Origin of the sequence: Faecalibacterium sp. IP-1-18 (assembly GCF_023347355.1) — a bacterium.
Taxonomy (GTDB): domain Bacteria; phylum Bacillota; class Clostridia; order Oscillospirales; family Ruminococcaceae; genus Faecalibacterium; species Faecalibacterium prausnitzii.
The window spans coordinates 2,140,565-2,152,319 of sequence record NZ_CP094472.1 but is presented as its reverse complement, the minus strand read 5'-3'; the positions used below and the strand labels follow the sequence as shown (position 1 = coordinate 2,152,319).

Genomic DNA, 11,755 nt, shown 5'->3' with positions numbered 1-11,755 from the left:
GTTTCAGGTTTCTGGCGGAAAGATGGGGATTCGAACCCCAGAACGCTTTTGACACGTTACACGATTTCCAGTCGTGCGCCTTAGACCAACTCAGCCATCTTTCCACATCTTTTGTTCTGCCTTTGGGCGAGTGCCCTTGGCGCTCCACTATAATACCTGAAAGCAGGCTTTTTGTCAAGGATTTTTTTGAAAAAAATCAGACTTTTTTAAAAGTGACGAAAAAACGCGAGAAAGTATTCTGCCGCATGGACGGAAAGCACAAAAAGCCCTTGACGCACCCTTAAAATGGGTCTATATTGAGGGCAGAGAGCGCTGCGGCGGGTCATTTTGTGCCGCAGCGGCGGGAAATATAAGGAGGATGCTTTTATGACTTATCCTGAAGTGCTTGCCAATGCCCGTACCTGCATTGGTCAATACTGCAAGGCCTGCCCGGTGTGCAACGGCGTGGCCTGTAAAAACCAGATCCCCGGCCCGGGTGCCAAGGGCGTGGGCGATACCGCTATCCGCAATTATAATAAGTGGGCGGACATCCGGGTGAACATGGATACCCTGTGCCCCGGCGGTACACCGGACACTACGCTGGAGCTATTCGGCAAAAGCTTCCGCTATCCCTTCTTTGCGGGCCCCGTGGGTGCAGTGAACCTGCATTACTCTGATACCTACACCGACATGACCTATAATGATGTGCTGGTGCGTGCTTGTGCCGAAAACGGCATTGCTGCCTTTACCGGCGACGGCACCAACCCCACCGTGATGGAGATGGCTACCCGCGCCATCGGCGCTGCGGGCGGCTGCGGTGTGCCCACCATCAAGCCGTGGAACATCGACACCATCCGCGAGAAAATGGTACAGGCCAAGGCCAGCGGCTGTTTTGCCGTGGCTATGGACGTGGATGCAGCGGGTCTGCCTTTCCTGAAGAACATGACCCCGCCCGCCGGCAGCAAGAGCGTGGAGGAGCTGGCCGAGATCGTGCAGTTGGCAGAACGTCCCTTCATCGTCAAGGGCGTGATGACCGTCAAGGGCGCACTGAAGGCAAAGCAGGCCGGAGCCGCCGCCATCGTGGTGTCCAACCACGGCGGCCGTGTGCTGGACCAGTGCCCCGCTACCGCCGAGGTGCTGCCGGAGATCGCCGCAGCCCTCAAGGGCACCGGCGTAAAGGTACTGGTAGACGGCGGCATCCGCACCGGTGTGGATGTGTTCAAGGCGCTGGCGCTGGGTGCAGACGGCGTTTTGATCTGCCGTCCCTTTGTGACTGCTGTCTACGGCGGCGGCGCAGAGGGCGTGAAGTGCTACATCGATAAGCTTGCCGGGGAACTGGCCGACACCATGCAGATGTGCGGTGCCCATACGCTGGCTGAGATCACCCCGGATATGGTGCGGGTCTGAGGTTTCTATTATAAGTAACAAAAAGGAGATGCCCGGCAGGACATCTCCTTTTTTGTTACTTCAAAGTGCCGTCCAGCACCTGCTGGTAATACCACGGCTTCGGGGCGTGGAAGGTCTTGCCGCTGAGGAAGGCAAAGTCCGGCTGGGTGAAGCGGGGCATGGTTAGCTCCCATGCGCACAGCGCCTGATACTTCAGCTTCAGCTCCCGGTTGGCGCTGTTGTTGCCGTACTTGCTGTCGCCAAGGATGGGACAGCCGATGCTGGCCATGTGGGCGCGGATCTGGTGGGTGCGTCCGGTGATCAGCTGCACCTTCAGCAGGGCCAGACGGCCGGAGACGGCGATGGTCTCGTACCGTGTCTCCACCTCCTTGGCGCCGGGCTGCTTGTCCTCCACGATCTTCACGATGCCGCGGTCAGCGTCCTTGAGCAGATAGCCGCCCAAGGTGGCGTCCGGCGGCATGGGACGGCCAAAGGTGACGCAGAGGTAGGTCTTTTGCACCTCGCGGTTTTTGATGGCAGAAAGGAACAGCTCCTCAGCCTCCGGGGTCTTGGCAATGATCACAAGGCCGCTGGTGCCGGTGTCCAGCCGGTGGCACAAGGCGGGGGTGTACAGGTCGTTCTCCTTGTACTCGCCCTGCTTGTTCAGGTACAGCAGCGCACGGTTCAGCAGAGTATCGTCCTCCGGGCCGTCCACCGCAACGCCGGCGGGCTTGTTCACGATCAAAATCTGCGGGCAGTCGTACACCACCTGCGCCGGGGTGCGGGCGTTCTTCCACGCGGGGCCTTCTACCCGGCGGTCGGCGTCCAGAACGTCATCCAGAATGAATAGCTTGATCTCGTCGCCTGCCATCACGCGGGTGGAAAGCGGCTGCTTTTTGCCGTTCAGCTTGATCTTGTTTTCCCGCAGCGCCTTGTTCAGACGGCCGGGGGTCAGGGCGGGGTACTGTTGGGTCAGATAATTGTCCAGCCGGGTGGGGGCAAGACACTTTACTTTTAAAATTTTCACGGAATATTCCTTCCTTTTATGCTCAGAATGGACTTGATATCACTCTTTATTGTACCGAAAGCCGGACCGCACGTCAAGCACGGCGCGGCGCAAAGAAGCAGATTTCCGCGCAGGCTGGGGGCAAACCACCTTTTTTCGGAAAAAACGTTGACAAACGTTTTGGGTATGCTATAATTTAGCTGTACGCAAAGGGGCACTTCGCCTGCCTTGCGGAATGTAAAATTATGACAGATGGCAATGATGGGGTCAGAAATGCACACACCACCGTCCAGAGAGAGCGCCCACGGCTGTAAGGTGCTCCGGTCGGGATCATTTCGCGCCACCCCGGAGCTTCCGGCGAATGTAAACCGGACGCTGCGCAGCGTTAATGCGCCGAAAGCGGCAGGGGACAAGTGATCCTTTGCAATTTGGGTGGTACCACGGAGTTTGATGCACAAGCAGCCTTCGTCCCTTTTGGGATGAGGGCTGTTTTTTGTTTTTTCACCGTGCCGCCCCTCTGCCATAACAGCATAAAAACGGCGCATAAGCGCCAAAGACGATTGAGGAGAGAAAGATCTATGCAATGGACCGGTTTGAATGAACTGCGCGAAAAGTACCTGAGCTTCTTTGAAAGCAAGGGTCATCTGCGTCTGGACAGCTTCCCCCTGGTACCCAAGAACGACCCCAGCCTGCTGCTGATCAACAGCGGCATGGCTCCCATGAAGAAGTGGTTTCTGGCACAGGAGGAGCCGCCCCGTCATCGCGTGACCACCTGCCAGAAGTGCATCCGCACCCCGGATATCGAGCGCGTGGGCATCACTGCCCGCCACGGCACCTTCTTTGAGATGCTGGGCAACTTCTCCTTCCAGGATTACTTCAAGGACGAGGTCATCCCTTGGGCATGGGAGTTCCTGACCAGTGACGAGTGGATGGCTATCCCCAAGGACCGTCTGCACATCTCTGTGTACGAGGAGGACGACGAGGCCTACGATATCTGGACCAAGAAGGTTGGCATTGCCCCGGACCACATGGTACGTCTGGGCAAGGAGGACAACTTCTGGGAGCACGGCTCCGGCCCGTGCGGCCCCTGCTCCGAGATCTACTTTGACCGCGGCCCCGAGTACGGCTGCGGCAAACCGACCTGCGGCGTGGGCTGCGACTGCGACCGCTATATGGAAATCTGGAACCTCGTGTTCAGCCAGTTCGACGCCGACGGCAAGGGCCACTACGAGCGTCTGGCACGCCCCAACATTGATACCGGTATGGGCTTGGAGCGTCTGGCCTGCGTGATGCAGAACGTGGGCAACCTGTTCGAGGTGGATACCGTGCAGAGCGTGCTGCATCATGTGGAGCACATTGCAGGCAAGACCTACAAGCAGGACCCCAAGACCGATATCTCCATCCGCGTCATCACCGACCATATCCGCAGCTGCACCTTTATGGTGTCTGACGGCATCCTGCCCTCCAACGAGGGCCGCGGCTATGTGCTGCGCCGTCTGCTGCGCCGCGCTGCCCGCCACGGCCGGATGCTGGGCATCGACCACCCCTTCCTCGTGGATCTGGTGGAGACTGTCATCCAGTCCAGCGAGTCCGCTTACCCCGAGCTGCGCGAGCATGACGCCTATATCAAGAAGGTCATCGGCACCGAGGAAGCAAACTTTGCCCGCACCATCGATGCCGGCATGAACATCCTGAACAACATGATCGACCGTCTGGAGAAGGCACACCAGAAGCTGCTGAGCGGCATGGACGCCTTCAAGCTGAACGATACCTTCGGCTTCCCGCTGGATCTGACCAAGGAGATCGCCGCCGAGCAGGGTCTGGAGATCGACGAGGACGGCTTCCACGCAGAGATGAAGAAGCAGAAGGAGCGCGCCCGCGCTGAGCGTCTGAAGAAGAACATCTCCGGCTGGAGCGAGGATCTGTTCGGCGCACTGGAAGCCGAGCCCACCGTCTTTACCGGCTACGACACCCTGACCGACAAGGGCACTGTTGTGGCGCTGAGCGATGAAGAGACCCTGACCGATGCCATTGCCACCGATGAGGAGGCAAAGGACGGCGTGCTGGTGGTGCTGGATAAGACCCCCTTCTACGCTGAGATGGGCGGTCAGGCTGCCGACCACGGCGTGCTGAACGGTGCCGAGTGCAGCCTGCGTGTGCTGGACGTGAAAAAGACCCCCAAGGGCTACTACGTCCACACCTGCGTGCTGGAAAGCGGCATTGTGAAGGTGGGCGATGTGCTGACCGCACAGGTGGACAAGGGCTACCGCATGGCCATTGCCCGCAACCACACCGCTACCCACCTGCTGCAGGCTGCCCTGCGTGAGGTGCTGGGCGACCATGTGCATCAGGCTGGTTCCTATCAGGATGCCTCCATCACCCACTTCGACTTTACCCACTTCAGCGCCGTGACCCCCGAGGAGCTGGCACGGGTGCAGAAGATCGTCAACGATAAGATCTTTGACTCCATGAACGTCACCGTGCAGGAGATGCCGGTGGAGGAAGCCAAGAAGCTGGGCGCAATGGCTCTGTTTGGCGAAAAGTACGGCAAGGTGGTCCGCGTGGTGGATATCGAGGGCTGGTCTACCGAGTTCTGCGGCGGCACCCATGTCAAGAACACCGCCCAGATCGGCGGCTTCAAGATCGTCAGCGAGTCCTCTGTGGCTGCCGGCATCCGCCGTATCGAGGCTGTCACCGGCCGCAACCTGCTGATCCGTGCAAACCTGCAGGAGGCTATGCTGCATGATGTGGCCAACACCCTGAAGGCCAACAACGTGGCTGCTCTGCCCGCCCGCGCCGAGGCTGTGATGGCTGAGAATAAGGCCATGAGTCGCGAGCTGGAGGAGATGAAGGCCAAGATCGCCGCCTCCAAGGTGGACAGCCTGTTCGACAATGCTGAGGAAGCAGACGGCGTGAAGATCGCCTCTGCATACTTTACCGGTACCACCGGCGACACCCTGCGCGGCATGTGCGACAGCATCCGCGACAAGGCCGTGAACCCCGTGGTGGCTGTTCTGGTGGGCAAGGCTGAGGATAAGATCACCATGGCTGTTACCGTGAATAAGCTGGCACAGGAAAAGGGCCTGAAGGCCGGTGTGCTGGTCAAGGAGTTGTCTGCTATTGCCGGCGGCAAGGGCGGCGGCAAGCCGGACTTTGCAATGGCCGGTCTGAAGGACGAGACCAAGATCGACGAGGCACTGGCTGCTGTGAGCGCCATCGTCAAGAAGGCTCTGGGCTAAAAAGATCCATGTCCCCCGCCCGGTGCCGGATGCGCGCCGGGCGGCGGGCTTTTGTAGAAGCAGGAAGGAGTGTTCCCCCATGGAAGATTGTCTGTTTTGCATGATCGCAGAGGGCAAGATCCCCTCTAAAAAGCTGTACGAGGATGACCAGGTAGTGGCATTCTACGACATCAACCCGCAGGCAAAGGTGCATTTCCTTGTGGTTCCCCGCAAGCACATCTCCTCTGCCGCTGCGCTGACCGAGGAGGATGGTGCTCTGCTGGGCCACATCTTCACCGTCATCGCAAAGCTGGCCAAGGAGCAGGGGCTGGAAAACGGTTACCGCATCATCTCCAACGTGGGCGAGGACGCAGGCCAGACCGTGAAGCATCTGCATTTCCATGTTCTGGGCGGCGAAAAACTGCCTGTCTGATTCCAATACGAAAGGGAGATTTTGATTATGGCTGAAACTTATACCCTGCACGTCGCAGGCCTGACCCGTGAGCTGACCATCTGCAAGGTGAACGACCACATGGACATTGCCGCATTTATCATGCTGGGTGATGCCGAGCTGACCGTGGCCGCTGCTGCGGAGCTGCTGAAGAAGTGCCCGGATTTTGATATCCTGCTCACCGCCGAGGCCAAGGGTATTCCGCTGGCACACGAGATGAGCCGTCAGAGCGGCAAGCCCTATATCTGCGCCCGCAAGGGTGTCAAGCTGTATATGCCGGACCCCGTGGTGGTGGAGGACCAGTCCATTACCACTGCCGGTAAGCAGAAGCTGGTTATCGACCGCAAGGAACTGGAAAAGATGAACGGCAAGCGGGTGCTGGTGGTGGACGATGTCATCTCCACCGGCGGCTCTCTGAAGGCACTGGACGCGCTGGCAGAAAAGACCCAGTGCACCATCGTGGGTCAGGCCGCTGTTCTGGCCGAGGGCGATGCTTCTGAGCGCAAGGATATCATCTTCCTTGAGCCGCTGCCCCTGTTCTTCCACTAAGCCGGGATGCGCCGCCCGCTCTGCGCGTTCTGCGCCGGAATGATGGGCCTTAGTTTCCTGTGGACTTTTTTGCCGCAAACGGAGCTTTTTATGCCGTTTGCGGCATTTTTTGTTGCCTTTTTGCTGCTGCTTTGCATCCCGCGCCGCAGCCGCAAGCTGGCGGTCTGCCTGCTGCTGGGCGCACTGGCGGGGCTTTGCGCGGTGCATACCACGAGCGCCCGGCTGGAGCGTGCCCGGGCAAATTACGCCGGGCGCACCGTGCTGCTGACTGCTGAGGTGGAGCGCGCGGACAGTAACTATTTTTCGGACACAGTGGACGCGACCCTGTGGGTAGAAAGCGTGAACGGCAGCCCGGCGGGCTTTCGCATAGCCTGTGCAGAGCTGCCCGCCTGCGCAGCAGGGCAGCGGGTGCAGGGCTGGTTCACGCTGCAACAACCGGACATGGAAGAACAGACGGCGCAGTACGCGGATGGCATTGCCCTGCAGGCAGAGCCGTTGGCCGAAAAGCCGCAGCTTACCGTACTGGGTGAGAGCGGTAGCTTCCGTGCCCGCACCCACCGCTTGCAGCAAAAACTGAGCGAGAGCCTGCGCCGTGCCATGCACCGGGACACCGGCGGCGTGCTGGCTGCCATGACGATGGGCGACCGCAGCGGGCTTTCGGCGCAGCTGCGCAGCGCCTACCGGGGCGCAGGGCTTTCCCATGTGCTGGTGGTCAGCGGCATGCACGTTTCCATCCTGTGCGGGGATATCCTGAGCGTTTTGCTGCCCTATCGCTGGGAGCAGAGCTATCGCCGCCGCAGACGGCGTGCAGTGGGCAAAAGCCTGCTGGCGCTGGTGCTGATGGGCATGACCGGCTTTACACCCTCGGTGCGCCGCGCCGCCGTGGCGGTGTGGGTCAGCGCCTTGGGCGTGTGGGTGTGGGGACCGCCGGACGCCCTTACCTCGCTGGCGGCGGCAGGCATCCTGATGACCGCCGCCAACAGCTATGCGGTGTGGGATATCGGCTTTGAACTCTCCTTTGCGGCAGTGGTGGGCACGGTGGCAGGCAACGCCTGCATCCGCCGGATGCGGGACGCCCACGACAGGCGCTTCTGGGTCAAAGCAGGGGAAAATCTGCAAAAGCCGGTCAGACGCCCGTGGTACAGCAAATTGCCGAAGGGCGTGCAGGGTCTTGTAGAGAGTGCCTGCATTGCCGCCTGCGCCTCGGCGGCTACCTTCCCGGTGCTGGTGCTGCGGGGCCTGAGCGTCAGCGCGTGGGCAGTGGTCTCCAGCATCGCGGTGCTGTGGATGGTGCAGCCGCTGCTTCTGTTGGGGTTGGCAGTAGCCTTTGTGGGACTGGTGCCGTGGCTGGCACCGGTGCATGGGGTACTTTCCCGGGCGGCAGACCTGCTCACAGGGCTATTGAACGGCTGGGCGGTCTGGCTCAGCACAAAGCCCGGGGCATCCATTTACTTTAATACCGCCTACGCAGCGCTGGTCTGTCTGCTGCTGTGCGGGCTTGGGGTGCTGGCTTTCCGTTGGCGGGTGCGTCTGCGGGTGGCTCTGCCGGGCATTCTGCTGGCGGCAGCGGTGGGCATCGGGCTGGGCAATGCCCTCAGCCGGGACGTGGTGCACATCGACCTTGTGGGCAGCGCACAGGCGCCTGCGGTGGTAATTGCCCAGAACGACCGGGCAGTGGTACTGTTCCGGGGCGGCAGCGCCGCCCAGCGTGCGGTGGAAAACCAGCTAGCGCGGCGGGGCGTGCGCACTGTGGAACTGGTGGCAGACCTGCGCATGAATGCAAAAACCGCCTGCACCCTGCCCGCGCAGCAGGGCATCCGAGCAGAGCGTCTGCCGGTCAATACCAGCCGTAAGCTGCGCTGCACCCCGGCGGCGGTGGAACTGCTGCGCACCCGGGAAGGGTGTCTTGTGCGGCTGAGCATCGGCAACCGGCAGTTTGTGACCCTGAGCGGAAAGGCAGAGCTGGCGCAGTCGTTGCAGACAGAGTGGCTGATCGCCACGCCGAAAAAGCCGGAGACAGTGCAGTACCAAAAACTGCTGGCGATGCGCAGTTACAGTTGGATGGCACCGGAAACGCAGTACACTGCCTCCCTCAGCCTGCGCCGCACCGGCGGTGAAAGCTAAGGTGTATCTGAAAACAAAGAAAATGACGAATATTTCGCAAGCACAAGCGGGATTTAAGGCAAATAGCCGCAGGAATCCTTTGTGGATTTCAAGGCTGTTTAACGCAAAATCCAGCTGTGCTTGTAGAAATAGGCTAAATTTTCGACTTTTCAGATACACCCTGGGGTAATGCTTTGCAATCCGGGTCGAGTGTGGTACAATACAAGGAGCATTTTATAACAGGAAAGGGGCATTTGCATGGCCACGGAAGCAAAACTCCGGCAGCTGGCCGACAAGGGCTGCCCGGTCTACTATTTTTATTCCAGCGAGCGGTATCTGGTGCGGCAGGCAGTGGCGGCGGCGGTGCGGATGCTGTCGGCAGACAGCGACGAGGACGCCACCATCCTGGACGGCGCTGCGCCGGAACTGGAACAGCTTATCATGGCAGCGGGTACCATCTCATTTTTTGGTACCCGACGCGTGGTGGTGCTGCCGGAAATAGACCCCGCAGCCTACGGCAGCAAGGACCTGGACGAGTTGTGCAGCACTCTTGCCAGCTTGGAAAACGCCGTGGCAGTGCTGGGTAGCGTATTCCCGTTGGAACGCGGTAAGCTCAAGCTGGGCAAGCAGGCGCAAAAGCTGCAAGCCCAGTGCAAGGCCATTGGCTACACGGAAGAACTGGCAAAGCCCCGCCCCTTTGAACTGAAAAATCTGATGATGGAACGTGCAAAGGCGCAGGGGGCAACCCTGCCGGACGGCGCAGCCACCGCATTGCTGGAGCGCTGCGGCGAGGACCCGTTTCTGCTGGAAAACGAGGTGGACAAGCTCTGTGCCCTGTCCGGCTACCAGACCGTGAGCGCCTCCATGGTGGCGGAGATGGGCACGGTGAGCCTTGAAGCGGATGTGTTCGAGATGATCCGCATGATCACCGCCAAAAACGCCACCGGAGCCTGCAAAAAGCTGCAGACCCTGCTGCGGCTGCAGCAGGAGCCCATTGCCATTACAGCGGCCATGATCGGCAGCTATGTGGACCTGTACCGGGTAAAGCTTGGGGCGGCAAAGCGGAAGAATTACAGTGCGGTGCACAAAGATTTTGGCTATAAGGGCAGTGACTACCGGCTGAAGCGCTCGGCAGAAACTGCCGCCCACTACACCCTGCCCCAGCTGGAGGCCTGCTTGCAGGTGCTGCTGGAGCTGGACCAGAGCCTGAAAAGCCAGCCTGTGGCGGCGCAGACACTGCTGGAAACAGCCCTGTGCCGTCTGGCGCTGGCGGGGAGCGGAAGATGATGCAAAGCAAGATGATCCATACCGACCGGGTGCTGATCGTGGAGGGCAAGTACGATGCCGTCCGTCTGGCGCACCTGACCGATGCCATGATCCTGCTGACGGATGGTTTTGGCATTTATAAAGACAAACAGCGCCAGCAGCTGTTCCGGGCGCTGGCGCAGAAAAACGGTTTGATCTTGCTCACGGATTCGGACGCGGCAGGCTTCCGAATCCGCAACTACATCACCAACATGGTGGGTGCGCAGAACGTGGTGCAGGCTTATGTGCCCGCCATCCACGGCAAGGAAAAGCGCAAGGCGCAGCCCGGCAAGGAGGGGCTGCTGGGGGTAGAGGGCGTGGATGACGCCCTTGTGCGGCAGGCACTGCTGGACGCCTTGGGCGCGGAAGTCGGTGCCGCGCCGGTGCGCCCGGCGGGGCGGCAGATCACCTATACTGATTTGTACGAGTGGGGGCTTTCCGGCAAGCCCGGCAGCGCCGAGCGCAAGGCTAGACTCTTGAATGCGCTGGGGCTGCCGCCGCGCCTTTCCAAAAAGGAACTGGTAGAAGCTTTTAACCGGCTATATACTTTTGAACAACTGGACGAGTTACAGTTGAAAATTTTGCAGGAGTGAAAACTAGCCGTTTTTGCCCCACGCCTGCCGCAGCAGTTCCAGCGCGTGGGTCTCCAGCCGGGAAACGTAGCTGCGGCTGATGCCCAGCAGCCCGGCGGTCTCCAGCTGGGTCAGGGGCGGCTGCCCGGCCAGCCCATACCGCAGCAGTAAGATTTGCCGCTCCCGGGCGGGCAGGGTGTCCAGCAGCTGCCGCAGCCGCCGGACATCCTCCTGCCGCTCACAGCTGTCCTCCATGCAAAAGCCGTCCTGTATCACGTCCGCTAAGGTCAGCGCAGAGTCCCCGTCTGCCTCCAAGGATTCTTGCAGGGAAACGGTCTGCCCGCTCTTGCGCTCCCGCCGGAACTGCATACGGATCTCGTTTTCAATGCAGCGGCTGGCATAAGTGGAAAACCGCGCCTTGCGTGTGGCATCAAAGGTATCTACCGCTTTCATCAGCCCGATGGTGCCGATGGAAACAAGATCCTCTTGATCACCCGGCAGGGCGTAATATTTTTTTACGATGTGCGCCACCAGCCGCAGATTGTGGCGGATCAGCTTTTCCCGGGCGGCGGCATCTCCGGCGTGCAGGGCGCTGAAAGCGGCGGCCTCTTCCCGGGCTGTGAGCGGACGCGGAAAGCAGCCGCTTTCCAGATGGAGCGCCAGAAACAGAAATTTTGTGACGAAAAATTGTAGTAAGGTCAGCAGCACACGATATCCCTCCCGGTACATAGTTGTTAGATTGTATGAGCCGGGGCGCGGATAGTTGCCGGAGAAGCCTTTTGTGCGCGGTATCTTTTCCGCAGGAGGAAAAAGCGTGGTATACTGGGGGGATAACTCGGAATTTAGAGGTGTAAGATGGAATATAAAGAATATGGATCAAAGAATAATGATATTATAATTTTATTACACGGTGGAGGTCTTTCTTGGTGGAATTATATAGATGAAATATCCTTGCTTGAAAATGAATTTCACATAGTTATTCCTATATTAGATGGACATTCAGGAAGTGATACAAATTTTACTTCTATTGAAAGCAATGCTCTAGAAATAATAAATTTTATAAATAAAAATTATAATGGAAAAGTAAAACTAATTGGAGACTAACTATTAAAAGTCAAGCCCCAAAATGAAAAAATCCCCTAAAATCCGTCAACCATTCGCTGCCCATGACAAACAGCATTCAAAT

10 protein-coding genes and 1 tRNA gene are annotated in these 11,755 nt (G+C 59.2%); 8 read left to right on the top strand and 3 right to left on the bottom strand.

Annotation, left to right across the window (positions count from 1 at the left end; genetic code table 11):
* Positions 1–12: 12 nt before the first annotated feature.
* Positions 13–104 (bottom strand) — tRNA-Ser (locus MTP43_RS10245).
* Between the two features lie 262 nt (positions 105–366).
* On the opposite strand from MTP43_RS10245, the gene MTP43_RS10240 reads away from it, so the two are divergent.
* Positions 367–1,386, top strand: a complete 1,020-nt coding sequence (locus MTP43_RS10240) for an alpha-hydroxy-acid oxidizing protein (RefSeq protein WP_249234794.1) — start codon at positions 367–369, stop codon at positions 1,384–1,386.
* Between the two features lie 55 nt (positions 1,387–1,441).
* Here MTP43_RS10240 and MTP43_RS10235 read toward each other — a convergent pair whose 3' ends face one another.
* The gene (locus MTP43_RS10235; protein ID WP_097782507.1) at positions 1,442–2,392 is read right to left on the bottom strand and encodes an RluA family pseudouridine synthase; all 951 of its coding nucleotides are present in this window, start codon (positions 2,390–2,392) and stop codon (positions 1,442–1,444) included.
* 557 nt (positions 2,393–2,949) lie between these two features.
* Here MTP43_RS10235 and alaS point away from each other — a divergent pair.
* From alaS to MTP43_RS10205, 6 genes are all read left to right on the top strand, one after another.
* Positions 2,950–5,610, top strand: coding sequence for an alanine--tRNA ligase (gene alaS, locus MTP43_RS10230; RefSeq protein ID WP_113620878.1), 2,661 nt, complete (start codon positions 2,950–2,952; stop codon positions 5,608–5,610).
* 79 nt (positions 5,611–5,689) lie between these two features.
* A complete protein-coding gene (locus MTP43_RS10225) occupies positions 5,690–6,022 on the top strand; it encodes a histidine triad nucleotide-binding protein (RefSeq protein ID WP_005921319.1) in 333 nt (110 codons plus the stop codon).
* A 27-nt stretch (positions 6,023–6,049) separates the two neighbouring features.
* A complete protein-coding gene (locus tag MTP43_RS10220) occupies positions 6,050–6,589 on the top strand; it encodes a phosphoribosyltransferase family protein (protein ID WP_005921321.1) in 540 nt (179 codons plus the stop codon).
* 90 nt (positions 6,590–6,679) lie between these two features.
* Complete coding sequence (locus MTP43_RS10215) at positions 6,680–8,713, top strand: ComEC/Rec2 family competence protein (RefSeq protein ID WP_238057187.1); 2,034 nt, start codon at positions 6,680–6,682, stop codon at positions 8,711–8,713.
* Positions 8,714–8,950: 237 nt separating this feature from the next.
* A complete protein-coding gene (gene holA / locus MTP43_RS10210; protein ID WP_113620880.1) occupies positions 8,951–9,979 on the top strand; it encodes a DNA polymerase III subunit delta in 1,029 nt (342 codons plus the stop codon).
* A complete protein-coding gene (locus tag MTP43_RS10205; protein ID WP_005921328.1) occupies positions 9,976–10,590 on the top strand; it encodes a toprim domain-containing protein in 615 nt (204 codons plus the stop codon). Before holA ends, MTP43_RS10205 begins: the two co-directional genes overlap by 4 nt.
* 3 nt (positions 10,591–10,593) lie before the next feature.
* Here the strand turns inward: MTP43_RS10205 and MTP43_RS10200 are convergent, their stop codons facing one another.
* Positions 10,594–11,277, bottom strand: a complete 684-nt coding sequence (locus MTP43_RS10200) for a sigma-70 family RNA polymerase sigma factor (RefSeq protein WP_242983871.1) — start codon at positions 11,275–11,277, stop codon at positions 10,594–10,596.
* A gap of 147 nt (positions 11,278–11,424) precedes the next feature.
* Here MTP43_RS10200 and MTP43_RS10195 point away from each other — a divergent pair, with 147 nt between their 5' ends.
* Complete coding sequence (locus MTP43_RS10195; protein ID WP_249234793.1) at positions 11,425–11,673, top strand: alpha/beta fold hydrolase; 249 nt, start codon at positions 11,425–11,427, stop codon at positions 11,671–11,673.
* The last annotated feature ends 82 nt before the right edge of the window (positions 11,674–11,755 follow it).

What these genes read in the sequence shown, in the direction of transcription:
- MTP43_RS10240 (WP_249234794.1), top strand. Translation starts at nt 367, where the DNA reads ATGACTTATCCTGAAGTGCTTGCCAATGCCCGTACCTGCATTGGTCAA.
- alaS (WP_113620878.1), top strand. Translation starts at nt 2,950, where the DNA reads ATGCAATGGACCGGTTTGAATGAACTGCGCGAAAAGTACCTGAGCTTC.
- MTP43_RS10225 (WP_005921319.1), top strand. Translation starts at nt 5,690, where the DNA reads ATGGAAGATTGTCTGTTTTGCATGATCGCAGAGGGCAAGATCCCCTCT.
- MTP43_RS10220 (WP_005921321.1), top strand. Translation starts at nt 6,050, where the DNA reads ATGGCTGAAACTTATACCCTGCACGTCGCAGGCCTGACCCGTGAGCTG.
- MTP43_RS10215 (WP_238057187.1), top strand. Translation starts at nt 6,680, where the DNA reads ATGCCGTTTGCGGCATTTTTTGTTGCCTTTTTGCTGCTGCTTTGCATC.
- holA (WP_113620880.1), top strand. Translation starts at nt 8,951, where the DNA reads ATGGCCACGGAAGCAAAACTCCGGCAGCTGGCCGACAAGGGCTGCCCG.
- MTP43_RS10205 (WP_005921328.1), top strand. Translation starts at nt 9,976, where the DNA reads ATGATGCAAAGCAAGATGATCCATACCGACCGGGTGCTGATCGTGGAG.
- MTP43_RS10195 (WP_249234793.1), top strand. Translation starts at nt 11,425, where the DNA reads ATGGAATATAAAGAATATGGATCAAAGAATAATGATATTATAATTTTA.